We start from the raw sequence: 24,046 nt of genomic DNA on the forward strand, positions 1-24,046 counted from the left end.
CAAGATAGTCCTGTGAGCACACCAGAGAATCCGGATCCGGTAGAGACCACAAGCCAGGAGGCCGCCGCGGCCATCGTCGCAGAGGAGGGGACTCCGCCGTCGGAGACCCTGCGGGATGAGTACGAGGAATTGGCGGACCTCGTCCGTAAGTACCGTTACGCCTACTACCAGGAAGACGCGCCAACGGTTTCCGATGCCGAGTTTGATGAGCTCTATCGCCGATTGGAGGAACTGGAAGCGCTTCATCCGGAGCTTGTCTCCAATGACTCGCCCACCCAGGAGGTTGGCGGCGAGGTTTCGTCCGCTTTCGCGGCGGTGGAGCACCTGCAGCGGATGTACAGCCTTGACGACGTCTTCTCCTTGGACGAGCTCGAAGCCTGGGTCCGCAAGGCCGAAGCATCAGTGGCGAAGCTCGGCGATTCCGTCCCGCCCATCGCCTGGCTGACTGAACTGAAGATCGATGGTCTTGCCGTCAATCTGCTGTACCGGGACGGAAAACTGGTCCGCGCCGCAACACGCGGCGACGGCACCACGGGCGAAGACATCACGCACAACGTCCTCACCATCAAGGAGATCCCACGGCAGCTCAGTGGGTCCGGATACCCCTCCGAAGTGGAAATCCGTGGCGAGGTGTTTATTCCTTCCAAGGCCTTTGTGGCGTTCAACGAAACGCTGGTGGCTGCCGGTAAGGCGCCGCTCGCAAACCCCCGCAACGCTGCCGCTGGTTCACTCCGCCAAAAGGACCCCGCGGAGACTGCCAAGCGCCCCCTCAGCATGTTCGTCCACGGTATCGGCGCCCGTGAAGGGCTGGAGGCAAAGAGCCAATCCGGAACATACAAGCTCCTCGAAGAGTGGGGGCTGCCAGTCAGCCCCTACCTCCAAGTGCTGGATACGTTCGATGACGTCCTGAAGTACATTGCCGATTACGGTGAGCGCCGGCACAAGCTCCTGCATGAGATCGATGGCATTGTGGTCAAGATTGACGACTTCGCCACCCAACGGGCGCTCGGTTACACGTCCAGGGTCCCCAGATGGGCTGCTGCCTACAAGTACCCGCCCGAGGAAGTCCACACCAAGCTCCTGGACATCGCAGTCAACGTGGGCCGCACAGGGCGTGTAACTCCCTTCGGCCTGATGGAGCCAGTGAAGGTTGCCGGATCCACCGTTGGAATGGCCACCCTGCACAATCAGGACGTGGTCAAGGCCAAAGGCGTCATGATCGGCGACATCGTGATTCTCCGCAAGGCCGGCGACGTCATTCCCGAGATCGTGGGACCCGTATTGGCGCTGCGCGACAAGCAGGATCCGCCGGTCCGGGAATTCGTGATGCCTACCGAGTGCCCGTCATGTGGCACGCCGCTGGCGCCGTCAAAGGAAGGCGATGTGGACATTCGGTGCCCCAACGCCAAATCCTGCCCCTCGCAGCTGCGGGAGCGGGTGTTCCACCTCGCGGGCCGCGGTGCGTTCGATATTGAGGCGCTCGGATGGGAGGCAGCCATCGCTCTCACGCAGCCGGCAGAGCCGGAGACACCGCCCCTCACCAGTGAGGCCGGTCTTTTCAGCCTGACGCGCGAGGACCTGGCTGAGGTCAAAATCCGCAGGGAAAAGCGGTCCAAAGGCGTGGGAACGGGCGATTACGAGCTCGTCCCGTACTTCTACACCAAGGGAACGGCCAAGTCACCGTCCAAGCCCACGGCAACCACCGAAAAACTCTTCGTGGAACTGGAGAAAGCGAAGAAGCAGCCACTGTGGCGCGTCCTGGTGGCGCTCTCCATCCGGCACGTGGGGCCCACGGCCTCACGCGCCCTGGCCACCGCGTTCGGAAGCATGGACGCCATCCGCAACGCCACGGAAGAGCAAATGGCTCACGTTGATGGCGTGGGCCCCACCATTGCAGTGGCGCTTAAGGAATGGTTCGCCGTGGACTGGCACAACGAGATTGTGGACAGCTGGGCCGCTGCCGGGGTGCGCATGGAGGACGAACGGGACACGTCAATGCCGCGGACCCTTGAAGGGCTCACAGTGGTAGTCACCGGCACGCTGCCCAACTTCAGCCGCGACGAAGCCAAGGAAGCCATCATCATCCGTGGCGGCAAGGCCTCCGGATCTGTCTCCAAGAACACCAGCTATTTGGTAGCCGGTGAAAGCGCCGGCACCAAGCTGGACAAGGCCGAACAACTCGGCGTCCCGGTGCTGGACGAGGACGGCTTCCGCGAGCTCCTGGCCAACGGACCGGCACAGGCGGGAAATGGACCCGAAACGGCGTCGACTGAATCGCCGTCGGATGAAAGCGCCACCGAGGAAGCAACCGTGGTGGATGAAGCCTCAGTGGAAGCAGCCGCGGAATGACGGACGCAAAAGGGCTGCTTGAGATAGCCAAACGTGCCGCGGCTGCGGGCGCTGCCGTACTCGCGCAGCGCTCTGCCACCGGCACGGGCGGAGACGGTCTGGAAACCACCAACAAGGGTGAGGCCGGGGACTGGGTCACGGCTTTCGACGTCGCGGCAGAGAATGCGGTCCGCGAAGCGATTATTGCCGAGCGGCCTCACGACACCATCACAGGGGAGGAACATGGAACCACGCGGCCCGAGCAGCCCTCGGGGTATCGCTGGTCCATTGATCCCCTGGACGGGACCACCAACTTCATCCGCAACATCGTCTACTACGCCACTTCTGTTGCGGTAGCGGATTCCGACGGGGTTTGGCAGGCCGGCGTTGTTCACGCACCGGCGTTGGGCCGCATCTACTTCGCAGCCCGTGGGCTCGGTGCATGGATGGAAGCCGGGGGAGAGACCACGCCTCTGGCCGGTCCGGTCCCCGGGCGCACAGGACTCATCTTGGCCACGGGTTTCAGTTACGACCCCGCTACACGGGCCAGCCAGTCAGAAGGGCTCGCCGGGCTCATGGAGGGTTTTGCCGATGTCCGGCGGCTCGGGTCTGCCGCCCTGGACCTCTGCCTCGTGGCAGACGGCACCTTTGACGCCTACGGAGAACGTGGCCTCAACGAGCACGACTTCGCTGCAGGGGCCCTGATCGCGGAAGAAGCAGGGTGCTGGGTTCGCCGTCCGCGCTTGGAAAGCCCACTTGATGGTGGTCCAAGCACGGAGGACCGGTTGGCGTCGTGGATGTGCGCAGGAGCCTTCGAACTGTCAGGCAAATTCCCGCTGTGACCATCAGCCAGTGACCCTCAATCAGTGACCCTCAATCAGTGACCCTCAATCAGTGACCCTCAACCAATGATCAAAGCACTCGCCATCGCCAACTATCGTTCCATTCGGGACCTTGCCATGGAACTCCACGGCTTGGACATCGTGACCGGGGCCAACGGCAGCGGGAAGTCCTCCCTTTACCGGGCGCTGAGGTTGTTGGCCGAGTGCGCCGGGGGAGATTCCGGAAACGTAGTGGGATCCTTGGCCCGGGATGGCGGGTTGGCCTCCACACTGTGGGCCGGCCCTGAGTCCATCAGCGAAGCCATGCGCCGTGGCGAAGTTCCCGTCCAAGGGACAGTCCGTCGGGAATCGGTGAACCTGAAACTGGGTTATTCCGGCGACGACTTCGGATATTTGGTGGACCTTGGGATGCCGGTGTCCAGTGGTGCCGGTTTTGACCAGGAAACCGGCCGTTCCCGCCCCTCGGCGTTCAGCCTGGATCCTGAGATCAAGCGGGAACAGATTTTCTCCGGCCCCGTTGCGCGGCCGGGATCTCTCTTGGTGGACCGGAAGGGGAGCCTGGCCAAGCTGCGAGGACCGGACGGCGAGTGGAGTGAGTTGTCGCGGAGGTTGGACACGTTCCAGAGCATGCTGACGGAGGTCTCGGACCAGGACAGGGCACCGGAAGTCCTGCGGGTTCGTGACTCTGTCCGTTCCTGGCGGTTCTACGACCATTTCCGTACAGACGCCGAGGCTCCAGCGCGTCAGGCGCAGCTCGGCACCCGCACACCTGTGCTGCACCACAGCGGCAAGGACCTCGCCGCAGCTCTGCAAACGCTCCGCGAGGTGGGCTTCGAGCGGCAGTTGGATGCCGCCGTCGATCACGCCTTTCCTGGAAGCCGATTGGAAATCGCAACCAACGATGGACGGTTCAGCGTGGAGCTCCGTCAGCCCGGCATGCTGCGACCGATGAAAGCTGCCGAACTTTCCGACGGGACCCTTCGCTTTCTCCTGCTCACAGCAGCATTACTGACGCCACGGCCCCCGGAGCTCATGGTGCTGAACGAACCCGAGACCAGCCTCCACGTTGACCTGATGCCGGCACTGGCCGGACTGATTGTCCAGGCCAGTGCCAACAGCCAAATGATCGTGGTAACCCACTCCGGGGCCCTGCTCAAAGCGCTCCGCGAGAGTGGGGCCGCCCATGAGCATGAACTCTACAAGGACCTCGGTGAGACCAGGATCAAGGGCCTGGGGCCGCTGGAAGGTCCTTTGTGGAGCTGGCCTAAGCGATAAGCAGGGCTGACAGATGCGAACCTTTGGCGCAGCTCAGAACGCAGAACCGATGGACGTGAGCTCCTGCGGGGCGTTCCCGGCGTAACGGTTCTCCGGTCGTGTCAGCCCGTAGTGCCCGCGAAGGGTGGACGCGGTGTATTCGGTGCGGAACAGGCCGCGCTGCTGAAGGATCGGCACCACCTGGTCCACGAAAATCTCCAAACCGGAAGGAAGCACCGGCGGCATGATGTTGAAGCCGTCGGCTGCTCCTGCGTAGAACCAGTCCTGAATGGCGTCGGCCACCTGTTCCGGTGTACCGGAGAAGGTTCGGTGGCCGCGTCCGCCACCCAAGCGTCCAATCAGCTGGCGGACGGTGAGCTGTTCACGCCTGGCCAGCTCCACAATGAGCGTGTAGCGGCTCTTGGCTCCTTCAATCTCGTCCTCTGAGGGCAGGTCGGCAGGCAGTTGGCGGTCCAAGGGAAGGTCTTCAGGGGACAAACGGAGAGTCTTTGCGAGTTGTTCACGGGCGTACTCGGGCTTGATGAGTTGGTCCAGTTCGTGCTCGAGCTTGAGGGCTTCAGCTTCGGTGGAGCCGATCACCGGGACGATTCCGGGGAGGATCTTGATGCCTTCCGGGTCACGGCCCACGGCTGCGGTGCGTGCCTTCAGATCTGAATAAAAAGCCTGTGCGTCGGTGAGGGTCTGGTGCGCTGTGAACACGGCTTCTGCGTACTGCGCTGCCAGGTTCTTGCCGTTTTCCGAGGATCCGGCCTGCACGATCAGCGGATGGCCTTGCGGGGACCGGGGAACGTTTAGTGGGCCACGGACACGGAAGTGCTTTCCCTCATGGTCCACGGTGCGGATCTTTGTATCGTCACCCCAGACCCCATTGGCTTTATCAGCCAGGATGGCGTCGTCTTCCCAGCTGTCCCAGAGCTTTTGCGCAACGTCAATGAACTCGGCGGCCCGTTCATACCGGACTGCGTGCGCCGGCTGGTCGTCTACGCCGAAGTTCCGCGCGGCATCGGGACCGGCGGTGGTCACAACGTTCCAGCCTGCGCGGCCTCCGCTGACCCAGTCAACGGATGCGAAGCGGCGGGCAAGATTGAAAGGATCGTTGTAGGTGGTGGATGCGGTGGCGATCAGGCCAATCTTTTGGGTCGCTGCGGCGAGGGCCGTCAGCAGCACGGTGGGCTCCAACTTCCCGGCCGGGCGCCGACCCACTTCACCGAACAGGACGGGGGAGTCGGCGAAGAAGATGGAGTCCAGCTTTCCTCGCTCGGCTGTGCGGGCGAGGTGCTGGTAGTGCTCCACCTTGGTAGAGGCCAGGGGGTCGCTCTCAGGTAGACGCCATGATGCTTCGTGGTGTCCGGTACTCATCAGGAATGCGTTCAAGTGTAGTTGGCGGTCTGGCGGGGTCATGGGTGCTCCTCGGATCGGGACGTTTGGCGGCTGGTGTGTGGCAACTCAAGCACGTGCCCAAAGACCTCCGCCAGCGGCCCGACATGTCTGCGCAACAGCACGAAACCGGGGTTCACCGCGCGCAACGCAACTCAATTCGACGCCATGGGAGGCAACAAAAAAGCAGCCCACGGAGGCTTGGACGGATCACCGCATGGAAACCATGCCGGCGTCGTGCGTTCCCAACGTGACTGATAGTTCCATCACGGAAAGGGGCATTTGGCGTAGTGGCCACCGGATGCCCGACTACCATTGGTAGGTGCTTTCGCCGATTACCGTCCGTCCCGCCCTGCCCGAAGACTACGACGCCGTTGCCCGCATTACGCAGGAGTCCTACGTCACGGCGGGGTACTACGGCGACGCCGATCACCCGTACCTGCAGAAGCTTCAGGATGTGGCCGGACGCGCGGAGCACGCAGAGATCCTGGTGGCGGAGCGCAACGGCGAGGTCGTCGGCTCGGTCACCGCGGCACCGGCAGGTGGCGGCTTTTCCGACATCGGCCTTGAGGACGAACTGGAACTGCGCACCCTCGTGGTGGATCCGGCAGTCCAGCGCTCCGGTGCGGGCCGCGCCTTGGTGCAGGCCGTCGTCGAGCAAGCCAGGTCCATGGACGGAATCAACGCTGTATCCCTGACCACGGGCGCCACGTGGGAAAGCGCCAACGCCCTGTACGCCCGCACTGGCTTCCACAGGGCCCCGCACCGCGACTGGTTCGTTCCCGGGACCGACATAAAGCTGTTCGTTTACCGGCTGGACCTCTCGCAGTCATAAAGTTTCCTTCGTAAACGCCGGTCACCGGACCGTGCGAAGCGACAGGAAAGGCGCGGCATGCGCAAGACATTCGGCACGGGCTCGGTTTGGGAACAGACCCTTGGATATTCCCGCGCAGTCCAGGTGGACAACACACTCTTCATTTCGGCTACGGCCGCATCCGGGCCAGAGGGCATAGTTGGAGACGACTTCTACTCCCAAACCAAGTACATCCTCGAGAAGCTCGGCACCGTTCTGGAAGACGCCGGATTCTCCTACGAGGACGTTGTGCAGTCCAAGCTGTACCTGACGGACATCAGCAAGTGGGAAGATGCCGGCCGAGCGCACGGAGAAGTCTTCGGTGAAATCCGACCCACGCTGGCCTTGGTGCACGTCCTGCCGTTCCTTGACCCGGACATGCTGGTGGAGATCGAACTCGTGGCGCAAAAATCCGCGTAGTCACCCAACAGCTGTAACCTCTTCGGGTCAGCCCGGGACGCCATAGCGGTGTTCAGGGCGGCCCGTGGTTCCGTAACGCAGTTGGATTTCGACGGCGCCATCGTCCGCGAGCGAGGACAGGTACCTTTGCGCCGTGGCCCGGGATACGCCCACCCTTTCAGCAACCTCGGCAGCTGAATACTGCTCCCCGGGAAGCAACGATTCCAGGACCGCTGCTTCCGTGGCAGACCGGGGCTTGGCTGATGGTGTGACATCGCCCGGGATCAGGGACCGTTTGGCGCGTTCAATGGTGACTTGGTCAACGGCTGTTTGCTGACCGAGGATGCGCCGGTACCGTGCGTAGGATCTCAGCTGTTGGGATAGGGATTCGGCGGTGAAGGGCTTCAACATATAGCCCAAAGCACCGCGCCGCAGGGCAACTTTGATGGATTGGGCATCCGAGGCAGCCGTCAGCATCACTGCATCCACATCCAACTGTCCCAACAGGTCCAAGCCGGAGCCGTCCGGCAAGTACACGTCCAAGAGCACCAGATCGGGACGCAGGCTATGGATGGCCTGCAGGGCTTGGGAAACGGATCCGGCCGGCGCCAAGGCCATGAAACCGGCCACGGAATCAACATAGGCTGCGTGGAGTCTTGCCACGTGGAAGTCGTCGTCCACAATCAACACCCGCAAATCCTCAGCCATTGCTGTCCTCCCTCAACGGTGAGTCGGTCTTCAAGCCGGTGGGTTCCACGGAATCCATGACGCCAGGGACAGCGGCCATGAACACGGCGCCCGGACCACCCTTGGTCCCGGGCTCCAAGACACGGACATCGCCACCACGCCGACGCGCAAGCTGCCGCACCAGCGCCAACCCCAAACCTTGTCCAGCCCCCGAGCGTACCGGTTGTTCCGACGTCGTAAATCCTTCCGCGAAAACCTCTTCCGGTTCCAGGCTCCCCAGACCGTCTCCTGAATCGCCCACCAGAATGTGCAAGGTCCCGCTGGTTGTGGTGGCGTCGTCCAGCAGTTCAACCTCCACCCAACGTTCCGCTGAAGAGCCGGCGACGGCGGCGCTCACGGCGTTGTCGATCAGGTTGCCGAGCACTGTGGTGACGTCCTGTGGATCGGCCACGTGACCACGGACCAGTGTTTCGGGTCCGATGCGGAGGGCCACTCCGCGCTCCGATGCCTCCACGCCTTTCGCGCCGACGAACGCCTGGAGGTAGGTGTCCTGAAGCAGCTCTGCCTGCTCCACCGGGAACTTCAGGGGCCCGGTGGCTGAGATCCGGGCCAGATACTCTTTGGCGGCGTCGTGCTGGCCGATGCTCATGAACCCGGCAATGGTGTGGAGTTGGTTGGCGAACTCGTGGCGTTGGGCGCGGAGGGCAGTGGACATGGTCCCCACGGCATCGAGCTGGCGGGTGAGTTGCTGCAATTCAGTACGGTCCCTCAGCATGACCACCCAGCCGAGGTCCTCTTGCCGGTGCCATGCTTTGCGCGCGCTGGCCACCAAAACGCGTCCGCCGGCCACTATTTCAACGGCCTCGGCATCACGGGCTGCCGGTTGGGTGAGCTGCTTGAGCTGTTGGGGAACCTTCGCAGATGCCCAGTCCCGACCAGTGGCGTCGGGCATGTCCAGGAGTCGTGCGGCGGCGGCGTTGAACACTGAGATGCGTCCGTCCGCGGCGATGCCGATCACGCCATCGTCCACGCCTTGGAGCACCGCCACTTGATCGTGGACCAAGGTGCTGATTTCTTCCGGTTCCAGGCCGAGGGTGAGCCGTTGCAGCCTGCGCCGGAGCAGGAAGGAGGCCAGGACGCCGGCAAGCAAGGCGCCACCAGCGGTGAGCGCGATGGGCACAATGTCGCGGGCAAGGCTATTGCTGAGCGACTCAACGGAATAGCCCACACTGACTTCGCCCACAATTGTCCCTGAGCTCTCCGGCGAATACACCGGCACTTTCGCCCCGGCCGAGGGCCCCAGCGTCCCAGTGTTGCGGGTGGTGATTTCCTGCCCGCCCAGCGCAACTGAAGGATCCGTGCTGACACGTTCACCCAGCCGCGCAATCTCCGGATGGGCCAGCCTCAGCCCGGTTTCATCCGTGATGACCACGAACAAGGCGCCGGTCCGGACCCTGACGGCTTCTGCCGCAGCTTGAAGGCTGCCGGCGGCGAGGACCTCCGGAGGTGGCGTTCCTTCTTCTTTGCTGATGGCCTCGACGCCGGACCTGATATCGGGATCAGCGGCCACAGTCCGGGCGAGCGTGAGGGCTTGGTTTTCGGCTTCGGTACCAATCCGTTCGTACACCAGCCAGGCATGGACTGTACCGCTGAGCAGGACCACCAGCAGAACCACCCCGAGCTGGAGGAGGAGCGTTTGGGTGGAGAAACGCATGCTGACAGGGTTGTTGCGCGGCACCTTCGCTCCTTTCCTCCTCATCCATTGAATCACTGAGCACAATGCGCAAAACGTTCGCAACGAGCAGTATTCCCAACAATTCCCCGAAACCCCTGCCGGTGACCGGCGCCACCATATCGTCTGTAGTGCGCATCACACCGACGTGGCGCCATTCACAGTAGTAAGGAGCCGGCCGTGCTGGCTTTGCTTGGATTCGCAATGATTGCGGTATTCATGGTCCTGATCATGACCAAAAAATTGACGCCAGTCCTGGCGCTGATCATCGTCCCCACCGTCTTCGGCCTTTTCGCCGGTGCGGGCCTCGGCATCGGCGACATGGTGATGGACTCAATGAAGTCCATGACCTCCACGGCCGCGCTCCTCATGTTCGCCATCATCTACTTCGGACTGATGATCGACGTCGGACTCTTCGACCCCCTGGTCAAGTTCATCCTGCGCAAGCTGGGCAACGACCCCGCCAAGGTTGTGCTCGGCACCGCCATCCTGGCAGCCGCAGTCTCCTTGGACGGCGACGGCTCCACCACCTTCATCCTCACCACGGCCGCCATGCTCCCGGTATACCTGCGGCTCAAGATGAGCCCAGTGGTCCTCACCTGCGTCGCGGGCCTCGCCAACGGCACCATGAACATCCTGCCGTGGGGTGGCCCCACTGCCCGCGCAGCCACCGCGCTTCACCTCGACGTCAACGACGTCTTTGTGCCCATGGTCCCCTCACTCATCGTTGGCCTGATCGTGGTTCTGGTCTTCGCCTGGTTGCTCGGCCTGCAGGAACGCAACCGCCTCCGCACTTCTGCTCCCGAGATCTGGGGCGACGTCGCCGATCCTTCCGAAGCGTTCGACGGCGGCACGGGCCGCGGCGGTTCGGTTGCCGCCGGCTCTGGTAGGGATTCGGGTTCAGGCTTCGGTGCCGGTCGCTTCTTTGGCCGCAACGGCTCAACCTCAACTTCAGGCAAGCCAGGCGCCACTGCAGGCAAGCCGGGCACCGGCGGAGGTTCCGGCGTCGCGGTTCTCGAAGACCCCGCCACGCTTGCTGACGATCACGACACCGCCATGGCGGACACCGCGCTGGACCCCAACCGCTCAACTCTGCGTCCTAAGCTGTTCTGGTTCAACCTCGGCCTGACCGTCGCCGTCATGGTGGTCCTGGTGGCCAACATCGTTCCGCTGCCGTTCGTGTTCATGGTGGGCTCCGCTATTGCCTTGCTGGTCAACTTCCCCAAGGTCAAGGACCAGGGCGCACAGCTTATTGCCCACGCACCGTCCATCGTCGCGGTCGTCAGCATGGTCATGGCCGCCGCAGTTCTCACCGGTGTCCTCAACGGCACCGGCATGGTCAAGGCAATGTCCGAGTGGCTCGTCCAGATCATTCCCGCCGAAATGGGTCCGTTCATGGCAGTCATCACCGGCCTGCTGAGCATCCCCATGACGTTCTTCATGAGCAACGACGCCTTCTACTTCGGGGTCCTGCCCGTCCTCTCCGAAACCGCCGCGCACTACGGCGTGGATGCAGTGGATATGGCCCGCGCCTCCATCACCGGGCAGCCGTTCCACCTGCAGAGCCCCCTGGTCCCGGCCATCTTGCTGCTGGTCTCCCTCGCCAAGGTAGACCTGGGCGACCACCACAAGAAGGTCCTCTGGCGCACGGCAGTGATCTCGATTGTGATGCTGGCCGTAGGTGTCCTGACCGGAGCCATCGGCATCGGCTAACCCGCGGGACGGTCCATAGCGGCCGCCTCCGCGTGCCCGTGGGCGCAAATCGAACCAGACATCCTCCGCGCCGCGGCGCGAAACGAACCAGACATCCTCCGCTTGCTCGCTCGTACCTCGCTTAGACGCAAGCTTCCGGATGCCTGGTTCGTTTCGCTTTGGGGGCCAACCGGATGCGTGGCCCGGTTTTGCGTTAAGGGCCACTCTGCCCACGGCCCCAACCCAACGAGACAGCAAAGTGCGAATGGTCCGCTTTGCTGTCTCGTTTGTTGTTGCGAGCCGAAGTGGGGTGGGCGCTTTCACTGGACTCCGTCAAGACTTTCCTGCCCATGACGTTTCGGACAGGCCTATCCTTGGGGCATGCCGCATTCTGGTGAAGCAGTTCCGTGGGAGCTTCACCCGCCGCTGGAAGTTGCGCTGGCAAAGGCCGTCAAGGGCATTCCGCCGGATTCCGCGTTACCGGGGCTGATGGTCTTTGAACCCAAACTCGACGGCTACCGCGTCGTTATTTTCCGTGAAGAGGTCCGTGTGAGCCTGTGGTCCCGGCAGGGCAAGGACCTGACTCGATACTTCCCGGAGCTGGAGACCGCTGCCGCAGAGATGATTCCTGCCGGTTGCGTGGTCGATGGCGAAGCGGTCGTGTGGTCCGAGGGGAGGATGGACTTTGAGGCTCTCCAGCGACGGCTGTCGGCTGGCCGGGTAAGTCTGCTCTCAATGGTCCAGGATCTGCCGGCAAGTTTCATCGGCTTCGACGTCCTTGGCGTAGCAGGACTTGATGCCCGAAATTTGCCCTTGGCGGACCGTAGAGCGCTGTTGGCCGAGCTGGCCACGGTCTGGTCTCCCCCGCTTTCGTTGTCCCCCCAGACAACGGATCGAGATCTCGCGCGGGAGTGGTTTGAGGATCTGGGAGGAGCCGGATTCGAAGGTCTGGTGGCAAAGAGCAGTACCCAGCCATATCTGGGCGGGAAAAGGATCTGGCTGAAATCGAAGCACATCTCGGAGCTGGATGTCGTGTGTGGGGCAGTCATCGGCTCCGTGCAGCGACCGACAGAAGTCGTGGCAGGACTGCCCATTGATGGTGAGCTGCGGATTGTTGGCCGCACTTCACCGCTGAATCCGGCAGACAGCCGTTCCCTTGCCCGATGGCTACGTCCCCCAACGGGGCCGCATCCGTGGCCGTCGACAGTCAAAGGGACAACGCTTGACCGGTTCAACCGCGACGCGTCGCCTGTTGATCTGACGCTCGTTAAACCGATTGTGGTGGAGGTGGCAGCGGATGCCGCGTGGTCAGGCCGCTCGTTTCGGCATGCCCTGCGTTATCGCAGGGCCAGGCCCGAACTAGCCCCTTCCGCTGTCAGACTCCCGGCACGACTAAAAGACGCCGCCAAGTAAAACTATCGGCGCTTCCCTAAAACAAACTTTTCGGTACTCGAAGCTATGGCAGTACTCCCTTTAGGTGGTCCGGGGCGATGCTCTCTGTCGCGTTGGCGGGCTACTATTCGCCGGAGCGGCGGTGGGCCAGCCCGGTCGGGTACCCGATGAATGCTGGTTCCGGTGCAGCGCAGCAACCGCCCTGTGACTCGGGTTCCTGCGCTGTGGCGGCTGCTGCGGGGACATCGCAGCTGGTGCCTGCATCGGTGGAGCGGACACCGGTTTCGGGCAGGTCAAGGTGGATGGTGTCAGCAGCCTGCTGGTCGCCGGCGAGGGCTGCGGCAACAGAGCGGACTTGTTCGTAGCCAGTGGCCAGCAGGAAGGTCGGGGCCCGTCCGTAGGACTTCATGCCGACGATGTAGAAGTCTTTGTCTGGGTGGGCGAGCAGTTTCGCGCCGTGCGGCGGGACGGTGCCGCAGGAGTGGAACTCGGGATCGATCAGCGGGCCCAGCTCGGTGGGCGCTTCCACGGCCGGATCAAGGTTGAGGCGTAGTTCGCGAAGAACATCCAGGTCGGGCCGGAAACCTGTGCAGGGCACGACGACGTCGGCCTCCACGGTGCGACCATCCACGGATTCGACGCTCACGCCGGAGTCCAGCGATTTTAGGGCGGCAATTCCCAAACCGGTGTGCAGCTCGATGGCTCCTGAATCCACCAAGCGGCGTAGCTGGGATCCGAGCTGGCCGCGTGCTGGCAGCCCGTCGGCGTCACCGCCGCCATAGACCTTCTCCGCGGACGCGCCACGGACGGCCCAGAGAATGGTGGTGCCGGGTTCTTCCTTGGCTAGGTTGGCGAGGTTGATCAAGGTGTTCGCTGCAGAGTGACCGGCCCCGACGACGAGGGCGCGGCGGCCGGCGAAGGCGGCACGGTCCCGTCCAGTGACGTCGGGCAGGGGTGAGGAGATCCGATCTGTTGCGGCGTTCTCGCCGATGGCGGGCAGGCCGGAGGTGCCGAGCGGGTTTCGGGTGGACCAGGTGCCGGAGGCGTCGATGACGGCGGCGACGGTGTGGTCGCGGACTTCTACGTTTTCGTGCTCGACCCGGACGACGAAGGGGGTGGTGTCGCGGTCCCTGGTATGGGTTTTGTCCATGCCCTGTCGGGTGACGGCGATGACGCGGGCCCCCGTCTGGAGCCGGGAGGCGATCTGTGCGGTCGCAGCCAGTGGGGTGAGGTAGTCATCGATGAGTTCGCCACCGTATGGCAGTGCGGTAAGTCGGGGGGTTTCCCATCCGGTGGGTTCGAGCAGGCGCACGGCGGCGTCGTCGAGGTTGAATCGCCACGGGGAGAACAGGCGGATGTGGCGCCACTGCTCAATGGCGGCGCCGGCGGTGGGTCCGGCTTCGAAGATGACTGGTTCCAGGTCGCGTTCGAGCAGGTGTGCTGCGGTTGCGAGTCCGACCGGGCCTGCGCCGATCACTGCAATAGGAAGGTTCTTTACTGAATCCATGCTGTCCTCTTACTTTTCCGATGTGGTGGCGGTTTGGGTGGGGTGCCTGCCGGTCCTTGTGGGGCCGGCAGGCCTGGGCGGTGCTGCTTAGCAGCAGTCCAGATCGTCTTCGTCGCAGCAGCCCGTGTCGGTGCAGCATTCGGTGTCCATCCAGCTCACCCCCTCCCGTCCAGTGGGGTGGTTTTACTTGGCGGCGGGGATCAGCGAGGCGATCAGGCCCTCGATGCGGGTCTTGATCTCATCGCGGATGGGACGGACTGCGGCTACACCCTGCCCGGCCGGGTCTTCAAGGACCCAGTCCTCGTAGCGCTTGCCGGGGAAGTACGGGCATTCGTCGCCGCAGCCCATGGTGATGACCACTTCGGATTCCTTGACGGCCTCGGTGGTGAGGATTTTGGGGATTTCTGCAGACATGTCGATGCCAAGCTCGGCCATGGCTTCAACGGCGGCGGGGTTGACCTTGTCAGCGGGCTGCGAACCTGCGGAGCGTACCTCGATCTCACCCTTGCCAAGGGTGGTCAGGAACGCGGCGGCCATCTGGGACCGCCCGGCGTTGTGGACGCAGACGAACAGGACGGAGGGTTTCTTGGTGGTTTCGGTGCTCATAATGTTCTCCAAGGGGACTATCGGTGGTTAGAGGGAAGCCGGTTCGGCGGGGAAGAAGCGTTTACGGGCCCACAGGGCGGCGTAGACGAGTGCGACGAGGACCGGGACTTCGATCAGTGGCCCGACCACACCGGCGAGGGCTTGGCCGGAGGTGACACCGAAGGTGCCGATCGCTACGGCGATGGCGAGTTCGAAGTTGTTGCCCGCTGCGGTGAAGGCCAGGGTCGTGGTCTTGGCGTAACCAAGGTCGAGCAGCCGGCCAAGGACCATGCCGATCCCGAAGACGACCAGGAAGTAGACCAGCAACGGCACCGCGATGCGGACCACGTCCAGTGGTCGGGAGGTGATGGTTCCGCCCTGTAGGGCGAACAGGAGCGTGATGGTGAAGAAGAGGCCGTAGAGCGCCCAGGGGCCGAGCTTGGGCAGGAGCTTGTTCTCGTACCAGTCCCGGCCTTTGGCCTTCTCGCCGATGGTGCGGGTCAGGAAGCCGGCGAGCAGCGGGACGCCGAGGAAGATCAGCACCGATGCGGTGATGGCCCAGAAGGAAAAGTCCGCGCTGGTGGTGGGCAGACCCAACAGGGACGGCAGCCACTGGAGGTAGAACCAGCCGAGGGCGCCGAATGCGATCACTTGGAAGACGGAGTTGATGAATACCAGCACGGCCGCTGATTCGCGGTCGCCGCAGGCCAGATCGTTCCAGATCATGACCATGGCGATGCAGCGTGCCAGACCGACGATGATCAGTCCCGTGCGGTATTCGGGCAGGTCCGGGATGAAGATCCAGGCCAGGGCAAACATGAACGCCGGGGCCAGGATCCAGTTGATGACCAGTGAGGTGATCATCAGCTTCCGGTCAGCCAGCACGCGATGCGCTTGGTCGTAGCGGACCTTGGCCAGGACCGGGTACATCATCACGAGCAGGCCGATGGCGATCGGCAGGGACACTTCGCAGACCTTCACGGCCTCCAGCGCTGTGTTCAGGCCCGGAATCAGGCTGCCCAGCAACAAGCCAAGGGCCATAGCGGCAATGATCCACACCGGCAGGAAACGATCGAGAGTGGAGAGTTTGCCAACGACGGCAGCCTCATCCTGGCGCAGTGATGGTGTGTCAGTCCGGGTGGTCACGGGTCTCCTGTGCAGCTAAGCGATAAATTGATGAAGATCGATATGTGCAGTATCCCCAGCTATATCGATGAATGTCAATCTACGTGCATAATGGGAGACATGAACTCTCTGCACACTCTTGAGCCCGAGGTTGACGCCTCATGCTGCGTCCCGTCCGGGAAGCCGGCACTGAGCGCTGAAGAAGCACAGCAGAAAGCCCTCGTCTTCAAGGCCCTGGCCGACCCCAACAGGCTGCGGCTCTTGTCCATCGTCAAAGCCGGGGAGTCAGGTGAGTCATGCGTGTGTGACCTCACCGAACCTCTTGGCCTGGGCCAGCCGACTGTCTCCCACCACTTGAAGATCCTGGTCGAGGCAGGTTTGCTGCACCGCGAAAAGCGCGGCACTTGGGCCTACTACTCCCTGATCCCGGGGGCCTTGGACGATGTCGCGGGGATCCTGGCTGCCCTATGAGCCCTGATATGCAGATACGGCCCATGAAACAGTCCGACTGGTCGGCTGTGCAGCGGATTTTCCAGGAAGGCATCGACACGGGGCACGCGACCTTCGAATCGAACGCCCCGGATTGGGATTCTTTTGACTCGTCCAGGCTGCAAGAGCACCGGCTCGTAGCGGAGACTGCCGAGCATGGAGTTGTGGGTTGGGCGGCCGTTTCTGCCGTATCGTCCCGGCCGGTCTACGCGGGTGTAGTCGAGCACTCCGTGTACGTTGCCGCTGAAGCCCGTGGGCTTGGTCTCGGTAAAGCACTTCTACAGGCGCTCATCGACTCCACCGAGCGCGGTGGAGTGTGGACCATTCAATCCAGCGTCTTCCCGGAAAACCACTCCAGTCTCCGGATCCACGAAGGTGCGGGGTTCCGGGTCATTGGCCTCAGAAGCCGCATCGCCCGCATGACCTACGGCCCCGCCGCCGGACAGTGGCGCGACACCATCCTGCTCGAACGTCGGTCCCCGATAGACGTCTGATCCTGGCTTCCGAAGGTCGTTTGAGACGCCTCCTCAATGGTCTGAACTGTGGGAATGCTGGCCTCCACAGACGTAGTACCTGATAAGAGCCGCGCCTCAGAGGGATCCCATCGGTGCCCTGGCAAGGCGCTGGCTATTTCGAGTGGGCTTGCTGCCTTGGGCCGGTCACCCCTGGTTGCCCCGCCTCATCCCGGCGCTTGCGGAGATGGATGAGACTTTGTTCCAGGGCACGGACTTCGCCGAGCCACTGATGGCTGCGGGCCTCTTCCAGGCGTTCTTCTGCGTTGACCGTCATGTCCTCCAATCGACCGGACTGTGCAGGGTCCACCTGCAGGAAGCGGCACTTGATGCAAGCGTGTTCGTGCACGCACGGGGTTGCGTAGGGGCGGTGGCAGGTACCCAGAGCCACCCGTCGCAGGAGGAAGTGTTGCTCGAATTCTTCCCACTCGTTGGGGGTCGCGGGCCGGTTTTCGCGGTCGGGTCTGGTCTGTCTGCGCCGTTCAATAAAGGCGTGGTGAGCATCGATGACGTGTTCGGGGAACACGGCGGTGTAGCCACGGGTCGTTTCCAGGTTGAGGTGGCCGAGCAGGGTCGAGACGATGTGCAAGGGCAGCCCGGCGCCGACGAGCTCGGTGGCGAACTGGCGCCGGAAATCGTGGGGTGTGAACGTCACAGGCGATCCGCCGTCGCTCAGCCGGGCATGGGATGCAATGCGGACGAGCAATTTCCGTACGTGGTTATAGGACAAGACGTTCTGGGTGGCCCAATGAGTCTGGCGGTGTGGCAGCATTTCGCTGAATGTCTTGTCGTTGGGGTCGTACCGGCTGGACAGGGGGACGGTCTGGTTTGTGCCCCTGGCGCGACGCTGGACCTCCACCAGAATTTTCACGAGCTCAGGGGACATGGGGATGAGGCGTTCCTGGTCGTTCTTGGACGGAACGATATGCAGGAGCGGCACAATGGTGTTGGTGGTGGGGACGACGTAGTGGCGCAGGGACAACTGGGTTAGTTCCAGCAGTTCTTCGATCCGCACGCCGGTCTCTTTGAAAGTCGCCGCTACTGCCCAACCCCAGAATCCGTCGGCTTCCACCGCCGTGATATCGGCCCGTTTTTCCGACCGGTGCCGGCGGCCTGGCCTCGTCATCGGCAGCCAACACCTCAGCCCAGACCCGAACTCTGGCATTAATCTTGCCCCGCACCGGAGGGTCATGGCGTCGGTAAGTCACTCCGTCGATGGTGAAGATTTCCCCGTGGCCGGCCGAAAGGGTGCGTTCGAGCAGGACGGCGCCCTTCGAGCGCAGGTCTTCAGCGGAGCGCATGAAGGCCAGCAGCAAGGGTGTCAAGGAGCGGGTGCGTTGCTGCATACGCGCCTGGACTTGGCGGCGCTGCTTTGACACGGCTTTCGACTCGGCCCGCGGAAGCGGGATCGGGGCGACCCAGACAGCCCAGCGTTCCGGTTGCTCGTGTGACCACTCGGCGAGATCGCGGTAAAGAGCCCGGACTGCAAAGTAGGTTGAGGCGGTCTCACGGCGCGGCAACCCATCCAGCGTGACCTTGACACGTTCACGCCACTTGGCGGCCACGTCCGGTGCCAAGCGAAGGTTCTCCTGACCGGGATTGATCTCTAGGACCTCTACCCAGAACAGCCGGACGAGCCGGTAGGCAAGGCCTTCCAATGAGCTGTAGTCCATGTTGGGTTTGAGTTCTTCGAGATAGTCGATCAGCAGGTCTCGGACACCTGATTGTGGGATGCCGTAACGACCGACAAGGGTTTCAACCGTATGGCGGCGGTTGGCGACGTTGGCATGCCATGCTGCCCGCAAGGTGGGCGGTTCCCCGGCCAACGGACCCAGTGCCACAAGAAGCTCCCACGCCAAGTGTTCTTTGGCGTGACGTTGATTCATTCTCGCTAGGTGCGAATAAGCGAGGATGTCTTCTCCGGTGAGCTGGCCGAGCCGCTTCCCGGTCCTTACCAGGATCCGGGCAATGGCGTTCTCGGCGTTCCGACGAACCAGTTCGTGAGCGGCGCGGTACTGGGGAAGCTCCTGCATCCGGGCTGTTTCTACAGGTTCTGCCACATCAAGGAACGTGACCGCCCCTCGACTGTTTTGCCACTGCTTCGATGAGGACATCCACTCAGAGGATGGCCGGACAAGCCGGGCCCGGACGAGACTCGTCATCCCCAGGCTGATGTGCTGTGCGGGCAGGGCCAGACGCCTGCTGAGTTCGGCAAGACCGGTCTTTGGTGCCTCATCCAGCCCGGAGGCAAACCACCGTTCATCCCACGTATCGCCAGGAAGTTCATAAGCCAATGCAGAATGTCATGGGTGGCCCGCTGGCATGCCTTCCGGTACTGCTTACTCTTGCCGTAGCGCCCGTTGTTGCTCTCGACCCAAGCGAACGCCTCGTCCCAGCCGAGTCGCTGCAACGCCCGAAATTCCCACTCCTGGTTTTGGGGGCCAGGAGTTCCTGCATCGAAGGCCTGACGGGCCTGTATTCGATGATTTGTCCTCCCCAAGTTCATCTCAAGGGCGAAGTCGTAGAAGCTCGACAGTACCGTCAGCTGGTGGTTGATCGAGTTTGCCGAGAAGGTGGTCCCCGCTCCCGGCTTGCGGGTTACCGCGTTGGTCGCTGCTGCGTTTTCGGGGCCTCTGCGAAGTGCGTTGGCTGTCGGGGATGCCCTCATGTGCTCCACTAGCGCTCGGACGTCCAGCCGTTCAGCACGCTCCCACGCCACGAACCTGCCGTGGAGAAACCGGAACCAACGAAGCAGGTCATAGGCGTAGCTGCGCAGTGTCGCCGGAGAACAGTCTGACGCCGACAGGTCGCGCAGAAATGACGAAACGGCTTGATGTTCCGTGTCGGGGAAGAGTAAACGGAACGGCAGACCGGTATCCGATTTCACGACCCTGCCCAATTGCCTCGTCACAGATCCCAGCCTGCCTGCCGTTGATTGCCAAAAGACCCAACACAAGGTGCAGTTAACATGCCGACCGCTAGGTGAGATGGGCAGCGGGCGGTAGTCGGGGACATCGCGTAGGCTGCGTCTAAGCTGGGCCCACGCCGTCCGGGTTCCCTGGCGGAGCTTGCGAGGTTAGGGAGACGGTGGGGCGGCACGAGCGAGCAGCCGAGGGATCGTCCGCGGCAAGCCGCCGAAGGCGAGCACTTTCCACATAGCTCACCCGGCCGTCCGTGGGCTCACCCAAGCCAAGTAGACTGGTCCGGAAAACCATTCGAACTTTGCAGGGGAGATCCATGGCTGCGATCAACCGTGACGACGTCGCGCATCTTGCGCGTCTGGCTCACATTGAAATGAGTGCCGAAGAACTGGACAGGATGGCTGTTGAGCTTGCTGTCATCGTGGATTCGGTAAAGAGCGTGAGCGAAGCTGCGGGAGAGGACGTCCCGGCGACGTCGCACCCAATTCCGTTGACCAACGTGTTCCGTGAGGACGTTGTGGGCCACACGTTCACCGCTGAGCAGGCGTTGTCCGGCGCTCCGGATGCTTTCGAGAACCGTTTCAAGGTCCCGGCAATCCTGGATGAGGACTAATCACTATGACTGAGCTGAAGAACGAACTCATCCGTCACTCCGCTGCCGATCTCGCTGCGAAGCTGGCTTCCCGCGAGGTTACCGCCGTCGAGGTAACGCAGGCGCATCTTGACCGCATTGCCGACGTCGACGGTCAGGTTAATGCGTTCCTGCACGTTAACAGCGAAGAGGCTTTGGCTGTTGCGGCCGAGGTTGATGCTGCCCGCGCTGCCGGAGGTTCCGCCGCGCAGGAGCTGCATGCCCTCGCTGGTGTGCCGATCGCCGTGAAGGACCTCATCGTGACCATTGGCCAGCCCACGACGGCTGGTTCAAAGATCCTTGAGGGCTGGCACAGCCCGTATGACGCCACCGTGGTGAAGAAGCTGCGCGCGGCCAAGATGCCCATCCTGGGTAAGACCAACCTGGACGAATTCGCCATGGGTTCCTCCACTGAGCACTCGGCCTACGGACCCACCCGCAACCCGTGGGACCTGGACCGTATTCCTGGCGGTTCGGGCGGTGGCTCCGCTGCCGCCGTCGCCGCTTTCGAAGCGCCGCTGGCCCTCGGCACTGACACGGGTGGCTCCATCCGCCAGCCCGGTGCTGTCACCGGAACCGTTGGCGTGAAGCCGACGTACGGTGCTGTTTCCCGTTACGGTGCCATAGCCATGGCGTCGTCGCTGGACCAGATCGGCCCGGTTTCCCGTACGGTGTTGGACTCGGCGCTGCTGCAGGAAGTCATCGGCGGCCACGACCCCTTCGACTCCACGTCGCTGACGGATCCTTTCAACGATCTTGTTGCTGCTGCCCGTGTGGGCAATGTTGCCGGAATGAAGATCGGCATTGTGAAGGAACTTCACGGCGAGGGCTACCAGGCCGGTGTCGAGAACCGTTTCAACGAGTCCCTGCAGCTGCTCAGGGATGCCGGCGCTGAAATCGTTGAGGTTTCCTGCCCCAACTTGAAGTACGCCCTTGGTGCTTACTACCTGATCATGCCGTCCGAGGTGTCCAGTAACCTGGCCAAGTTCGACGGCGTCCGCTTCGGCATGCGTGTCCTGCCCAAGGACGGTCCCATGACCATCGAGCGCGTCATGGGTGCTACCCGTGCCGCCGGCTTCGGCGACGAAGTGAAGCGACGCATCATCCTCGGTACCTACGCGTTGAGCGCCGGCTACTATGACGCCTACTACGGCTCGGCACAGAAGGTCCGTACGCTGATCCAGCGTGACTTCGACGCCGCATTCGCGAAGGCTGATGTCCTGATTTCCCCGACCGCGCCCACCACGGCGTTCAGGCTGGGGGAGAAGCTGGACGATCCTCTGGCGATGTACTTGAACGACGTCGCAACGATCCCCGCGAACCTCGCCGGTATCCCGGGCCTGTCCCTGCCGGGTGGCTTGGCTGACGAAGACGGCCTGCCCGTTGGCATCCAGCTGCTGGCTCCTGCCCGGCAAGATGCCCGCCTGTACCGCGTGGGTGCGGTCCTCGAATCCATCCTTGAAGAGAAGTGGGGCGGCCCGATGCTTGCACAGGCGCCTCTCCTCGGTTCAGCTTCAACCACCGCCGGAGGTTCCAACTAATGTCCGTCGACGCAACCCTGAGCTTCGAAGAGGCCATGGAGAAGTACGATCCCGTCCTGGGGTTTGAGGTCCACGTGGAACTCAACACCAAGACCAAGATGTTCTCCTCCGCGCCGAACGTTTTCGGTGATGAGCCGAACACCAACGTCAACGAGGTCGATCTGGGCATGCCCGGCGTGCTGCCGGTGGTGAACAAAACGGCCGTGGAGTCCTCCATCAAGATCGGCCTTGCCCTGAACTGCAAGATCGCCGAGTCCTGCCGCTTCGCCCGGAAGAACTACTTCTACCCGGACACCCCCAAGAACTTCCAGACCTCGCAGTACGACGAACCGATCGCCTATGACGGTTACCTCGACATTGAGCTTGAGGACGGCACGGTCTTCCGCGTGGAGATCGAGCGCGCCCACATGGAAGAAGACGCCGGCAAGTTGACTCACATGGGTGGCGCTGCGGGCCGTATCCAGGGTGCCGACTACTCGCTGGTGGACTACAACCGTTCCGGTGTGCCGCTGGTTGAAATTGTCACCAAACCCATCGAGGGCGCCGGCAGCCGTGCGCCCGAGCTGGCCAAGGCCTACGTCGCGGCAGTCCGCGAGATCGTGAAGAACCTTGGTGTTTCGGATGCCAAGATGGAGCGCGGCAACGTCCGTTGCGACGCCAACGTTTCCTTGCGCCCGCACGGCCGGGAAAGGTTCGGTATCCGTTCGGAGACCAAGAACGTGAACTCGCTGCGCGCCGTCGAGCACGCCGTCCGTTACGAGATCCAGCGCCACGCTGCCGTCCTTGATTCCGGCGAGCCGGTCATCCAGGAGACGCGCCACTGGCACGAGGACACGCGTTCGACGACGTCGGGCCGGCCCAAGTCCGACGCCGACGATTACCGCTACTTTCCGGAGCCGGATCTGGTTCCCGTCGTCGCCTCCCGTGAGTGGGTGGAAGAACTCCGCGCCACCCTCCCTGAGCCGCCGGCCGAGCGCCGCAAACGCCTCAAGGAAGCTTGGGGCTACTCCGATCTGGAATTCCGCGATGTGGTGAACGCCGGTGTCATGGACTCCATCGAGGAAACCATCGCTGCCGGTGCGTCCGCAGATGTTGCCCGAAAGTGGTGGATGGGCGAGATCGTTGGCCGCGCCAAGGTTGCTGACGTCGATCCTTCCGAGCTTGGTGTCACGCCGCAGGTCATCGTCGAGCTGAACAAGCTTGTTGAAGGCGGCAAGATCAACAACAAGATGGCAACCCAGGTCTTGGATGGCGTGCTCGCCGGCGAAGGTACTCCGGCGGAAATCGTTGAGAAGCGTGGCCTTGCGGTGGTGTCCGACGACGGTCCGCTCCTCGAAGCCATCGACGCCGCCCTGGCAGCACAGCCGGACGTCGCGGAGAAGATCCGTGGGGGCAAGGTCCAGGCTATTGGCGCGATTGTTGGCGGTGTCATGAAGGCCACGCGTGGCCAGGCAGACGCTGGGCGCGTCCGCGAACTCATCCTGGAGAAGCTCGGCGTCCAGGGCTAAGTACCCGCACTTTCCATCAAAGTAGGCCGCAGTTGTTACTGCGGCCTACTTTGCTTTGGGCTTGCATGGTTTGGGCGCACAATGGGTTCATGGCCATACTCAAACCAAGCCTTCGTCAGGGCCTCCTTGCCGGGGCGATCGCCGTCGCGTTGACCGGCGGCGGTGCCGCCGCTGTGTGGGCGGGCACCCAACCCGGCCCATCACCGTCGGGCCCTTCCGCTTCACCCACTCCGTCTTCGTCCGCGAAAGCCAAATCCATGGAAGGTCGCGGGCAGCCTATCCATGGCGAACACGTTGTGAAGCAGCAGGACGGGAGCTACCGTACTGTTCTCACTCAGGCCGGAACTCCCGAATCCGTTAGTGAAACCGGGATGACGGTGAAGAGCGAAGACGGCTTCACGCAACGCTATGTAATCAACGCGGATACGCGGATCATCAAAGTCCCCGCCGACGTCTCAGAGCTCCGGAACGGCAAGGGCAAACCGTCGCTGCCATCGGCCACGGTTGCTGATCTCAAGGTCGGTGACACAGTGCGCGTCAGTGGCACCAAGGATGGCGAAACCGTGACGGCTACGAGAGTTGTGTCCGGTGAACTGCCTGCCGGTGTCAAGGGCCCCGGGCATCAGCGCGGGCATGGCCCCAAGTAACCG

22 protein-coding genes are annotated in these 24,046 nt (G+C 62.9%); 13 read left to right on the plus strand and 9 right to left on the minus strand.

Annotated features, from left to right (window positions below):
* Positions 1 to 12: 12 nt before the first annotated feature.
* From ligA to J7I86_RS16285, 3 genes are all read left to right on the plus strand, one after another.
* The gene (gene ligA / locus J7I86_RS16275) at positions 13 to 2,349 is read left to right on the plus strand and encodes an NAD-dependent DNA ligase LigA (RefSeq protein ID WP_214821459.1); all 2,337 of its coding nucleotides are present in this window, start codon (positions 13 to 15) and stop codon (positions 2,347 to 2,349) included.
* The gene (locus J7I86_RS16280) at positions 2,346 to 3,170 is read left to right on the plus strand and encodes an inositol monophosphatase family protein (protein WP_214821460.1); all 825 of its coding nucleotides are present in this window, start codon (positions 2,346 to 2,348) and stop codon (positions 3,168 to 3,170) included. The genes ligA and J7I86_RS16280 overlap by 4 nt, the downstream gene beginning before the upstream one ends.
* Before the next feature lie 66 nt (positions 3,171 to 3,236).
* Positions 3,237 to 4,445 (plus strand): AAA family ATPase, encoded by a 1,209-nt coding sequence (locus tag J7I86_RS16285; RefSeq protein ID WP_214821461.1) that lies wholly within the window; start codon positions 3,237 to 3,239, stop codon positions 4,443 to 4,445.
* Positions 4,446 to 4,478: 33 nt separating this feature from the next.
* Here the strand turns inward: J7I86_RS16285 and J7I86_RS16290 are convergent, their stop codons facing one another.
* The gene (locus J7I86_RS16290; RefSeq protein ID WP_214821462.1) at positions 4,479 to 5,846 is read right to left on the minus strand and encodes an LLM class flavin-dependent oxidoreductase; all 1,368 of its coding nucleotides are present in this window, start codon (positions 5,844 to 5,846) and stop codon (positions 4,479 to 4,481) included.
* A gap of 298 nt (positions 5,847 to 6,144) precedes the next feature.
* On the opposite strand from J7I86_RS16290, the gene J7I86_RS16295 reads away from it, so the two are divergent.
* Both J7I86_RS16295 and J7I86_RS16300 read left to right on the plus strand, forming a co-directional pair.
* Positions 6,145 to 6,657: a GNAT family N-acetyltransferase gene (locus J7I86_RS16295; RefSeq protein WP_214821464.1), complete on the plus strand. Its 513-nt coding sequence runs from the start codon at positions 6,145 to 6,147 to the stop codon at positions 6,655 to 6,657.
* Between the two features lie 57 nt (positions 6,658 to 6,714).
* Entirely contained in the window at positions 6,715 to 7,095 is a 381-nt protein-coding gene (locus J7I86_RS16300; protein WP_214821465.1) for a RidA family protein, read from the plus strand.
* Between the two features lie 27 nt (positions 7,096 to 7,122).
* Here J7I86_RS16300 and J7I86_RS16305 read toward each other — a convergent pair whose 3' ends face one another.
* Both J7I86_RS16305 and J7I86_RS16310 read right to left on the minus strand, forming a co-directional pair.
* Complete coding sequence (locus J7I86_RS16305; RefSeq protein ID WP_214821467.1) at positions 7,123 to 7,782, minus strand: response regulator; 660 nt, start codon at positions 7,780 to 7,782, stop codon at positions 7,123 to 7,125.
* Positions 7,775 to 9,475, minus strand: coding sequence for an ATP-binding protein (locus J7I86_RS16310; RefSeq protein ID WP_214821604.1), 1,701 nt, complete (start codon positions 9,473 to 9,475; stop codon positions 7,775 to 7,777). Before J7I86_RS16310 ends, J7I86_RS16305 begins: the two co-directional genes overlap by 8 nt.
* A 198-nt stretch (positions 9,476 to 9,673) precedes the next feature.
* Here J7I86_RS16310 and J7I86_RS16315 point away from each other — a divergent pair, with 198 nt between their 5' ends.
* Positions 9,674 to 11,206 (plus strand): CitMHS family transporter, encoded by a 1,533-nt coding sequence (locus J7I86_RS16315; protein WP_214821469.1) that lies wholly within the window; start codon positions 9,674 to 9,676, stop codon positions 11,204 to 11,206.
* A 360-nt stretch (positions 11,207 to 11,566) separates the two neighbouring features.
* Positions 11,567 to 12,598, plus strand: coding sequence for an ATP-dependent DNA ligase (locus tag J7I86_RS16320; RefSeq protein WP_214821471.1), 1,032 nt, complete (start codon positions 11,567 to 11,569; stop codon positions 12,596 to 12,598).
* Between the two features lie 103 nt (positions 12,599 to 12,701).
* Here J7I86_RS16320 and J7I86_RS16325 read toward each other — a convergent pair whose 3' ends face one another.
* From J7I86_RS16325 to arsB, 3 genes are all read right to left on the minus strand, one after another.
* A complete protein-coding gene (locus J7I86_RS16325; RefSeq protein ID WP_214821473.1) occupies positions 12,702 to 14,084 on the minus strand; it encodes an FAD-dependent oxidoreductase in 1,383 nt (460 codons plus the stop codon).
* A 183-nt stretch (positions 14,085 to 14,267) separates the two neighbouring features.
* The gene (locus J7I86_RS16330) at positions 14,268 to 14,690 is read right to left on the minus strand and encodes an arsenate reductase ArsC (protein ID WP_214821475.1); all 423 of its coding nucleotides are present in this window, start codon (positions 14,688 to 14,690) and stop codon (positions 14,268 to 14,270) included.
* Between the two features lie 27 nt (positions 14,691 to 14,717).
* Positions 14,718 to 15,815: an ACR3 family arsenite efflux transporter gene (gene arsB / locus J7I86_RS16335; protein WP_214821477.1), complete on the minus strand. Its 1,098-nt coding sequence runs from the start codon at positions 15,813 to 15,815 to the stop codon at positions 14,718 to 14,720.
* A gap of 99 nt (positions 15,816 to 15,914) precedes the next feature.
* Here arsB and J7I86_RS16340 point away from each other — a divergent pair, with 99 nt between their 5' ends.
* Together J7I86_RS16340 and J7I86_RS16345 are read left to right on the plus strand one after the other, a co-directional pair.
* The gene (locus J7I86_RS16340; RefSeq protein WP_214821479.1) at positions 15,915 to 16,265 is read left to right on the plus strand and encodes a helix-turn-helix transcriptional regulator; all 351 of its coding nucleotides are present in this window, start codon (positions 15,915 to 15,917) and stop codon (positions 16,263 to 16,265) included.
* Between the two features lie 23 nt (positions 16,266 to 16,288).
* Positions 16,289 to 16,777 (plus strand): GNAT family N-acetyltransferase, encoded by a 489-nt coding sequence (locus tag J7I86_RS16345; protein WP_214821481.1) that lies wholly within the window; start codon positions 16,289 to 16,291, stop codon positions 16,775 to 16,777.
* A gap of 133 nt (positions 16,778 to 16,910) precedes the next feature.
* On the opposite strand, the gene J7I86_RS16350 is transcribed toward J7I86_RS16345, so the two are convergent.
* From J7I86_RS16350 to J7I86_RS16355, 3 genes are all read right to left on the minus strand, one after another.
* On the minus strand, positions 16,911 to 17,777 hold the full coding sequence (locus J7I86_RS16350; protein ID WP_396019899.1) for a tyrosine-type recombinase/integrase: 867 nt from the start codon (positions 17,775 to 17,777) through the stop codon (positions 16,911 to 16,913).
* A complete protein-coding gene (locus J7I86_RS23335; protein ID WP_396019896.1) occupies positions 17,671 to 18,855 on the minus strand; it encodes a hypothetical protein in 1,185 nt (394 codons plus the stop codon). Before J7I86_RS23335 ends, J7I86_RS16350 begins: the two co-directional genes overlap by 107 nt.
* Before the next feature lie 98 nt (positions 18,856 to 18,953).
* Entirely contained in the window at positions 18,954 to 19,682 is a 729-nt protein-coding gene (locus J7I86_RS16355) for a site-specific integrase (RefSeq protein ID WP_214821485.1), read from the minus strand.
* Positions 19,683 to 20,032: 350 nt separating this feature from the next.
* On the opposite strand from J7I86_RS16355, the gene gatC reads away from it, so the two are divergent.
* The 4 genes from gatC (at position 20,033) to J7I86_RS16375 (ending at position 24,043) form a co-directional block, all read left to right on the plus strand.
* Positions 20,033 to 20,329: an Asp-tRNA(Asn)/Glu-tRNA(Gln) amidotransferase subunit GatC gene (gatC, locus tag J7I86_RS16360; RefSeq protein WP_062067300.1), complete on the plus strand. Its 297-nt coding sequence runs from the start codon at positions 20,033 to 20,035 to the stop codon at positions 20,327 to 20,329.
* A 5-nt stretch (positions 20,330 to 20,334) separates the two neighbouring features.
* A complete protein-coding gene (gene gatA, locus J7I86_RS16365; RefSeq protein ID WP_214821487.1) occupies positions 20,335 to 21,888 on the plus strand; it encodes an Asp-tRNA(Asn)/Glu-tRNA(Gln) amidotransferase subunit GatA in 1,554 nt (517 codons plus the stop codon).
* Complete coding sequence (gatB, locus tag J7I86_RS16370; protein ID WP_214821489.1) at positions 21,888 to 23,396, plus strand: Asp-tRNA(Asn)/Glu-tRNA(Gln) amidotransferase subunit GatB; 1,509 nt, start codon at positions 21,888 to 21,890, stop codon at positions 23,394 to 23,396. Before gatA ends, gatB begins: the two co-directional genes overlap by 1 nt.
* Before the next feature lie 89 nt (positions 23,397 to 23,485).
* Positions 23,486 to 24,043, plus strand: a complete 558-nt coding sequence (locus J7I86_RS16375) for a hypothetical protein (protein WP_214821491.1) — start codon at positions 23,486 to 23,488, stop codon at positions 24,041 to 24,043.
* Positions 24,044 to 24,046: the final 3 nt, after the last annotated feature.

Source organism: Arthrobacter sp. ISL-95 (genome assembly GCF_018613695.1).
Taxonomy (GTDB): domain Bacteria; phylum Actinomycetota; class Actinomycetes; order Actinomycetales; family Micrococcaceae; genus Arthrobacter.

Excerpts from the sequence above, each read along its gene's own strand:
- J7I86_RS16280 (WP_214821460.1), top strand. The coding sequence starts at position 2,346 with ATGACGGACGCAAAAGGGCTGCTTGAGATAGCCAAACGTGCCGCGGCT.
- J7I86_RS16285 (WP_214821461.1), top strand. The coding sequence starts at position 3,237 with ATGATCAAAGCACTCGCCATCGCCAACTATCGTTCCATTCGGGACCTT.
- J7I86_RS16290 (WP_214821462.1), bottom strand. The coding sequence starts at position 5,846 with ATGACCCCGCCAGACCGCCAACTACACTTGAACGCATTCCTGATGAGT.
- J7I86_RS16300 (WP_214821465.1), top strand. The coding sequence starts at position 6,715 with ATGCGCAAGACATTCGGCACGGGCTCGGTTTGGGAACAGACCCTTGGA.
- J7I86_RS16305 (WP_214821467.1), bottom strand. The coding sequence starts at position 7,782 with ATGGCTGAGGATTTGCGGGTGTTGATTGTGGACGACGACTTCCACGTG.
- J7I86_RS16310 (WP_214821604.1), bottom strand. The coding sequence starts at position 9,475 with ATGCGTTTCTCCACCCAAACGCTCCTCCTCCAGCTCGGGGTGGTTCTG.
- J7I86_RS16320 (WP_214821471.1), top strand. The coding sequence starts at position 11,567 with ATGCCGCATTCTGGTGAAGCAGTTCCGTGGGAGCTTCACCCGCCGCTG.
- J7I86_RS16325 (WP_214821473.1), bottom strand. The coding sequence starts at position 14,084 with ATGGATTCAGTAAAGAACCTTCCTATTGCAGTGATCGGCGCAGGCCCG.
- J7I86_RS16330 (WP_214821475.1), bottom strand. The coding sequence starts at position 14,690 with ATGAGCACCGAAACCACCAAGAAACCCTCCGTCCTGTTCGTCTGCGTC.
- J7I86_RS16340 (WP_214821479.1), top strand. The coding sequence starts at position 15,915 with ATGAACTCTCTGCACACTCTTGAGCCCGAGGTTGACGCCTCATGCTGC.
- J7I86_RS16345 (WP_214821481.1), top strand. The coding sequence starts at position 16,289 with ATGAAACAGTCCGACTGGTCGGCTGTGCAGCGGATTTTCCAGGAAGGC.
- gatC (WP_062067300.1), top strand. The coding sequence starts at position 20,033 with ATGGCTGCGATCAACCGTGACGACGTCGCGCATCTTGCGCGTCTGGCT.
- gatA (WP_214821487.1), top strand. The coding sequence starts at position 20,335 with ATGACTGAGCTGAAGAACGAACTCATCCGTCACTCCGCTGCCGATCTC.
- gatB (WP_214821489.1), top strand. The coding sequence starts at position 21,888 with ATGTCCGTCGACGCAACCCTGAGCTTCGAAGAGGCCATGGAGAAGTAC.
- J7I86_RS16375 (WP_214821491.1), top strand. The coding sequence starts at position 23,486 with ATGGCCATACTCAAACCAAGCCTTCGTCAGGGCCTCCTTGCCGGGGCG.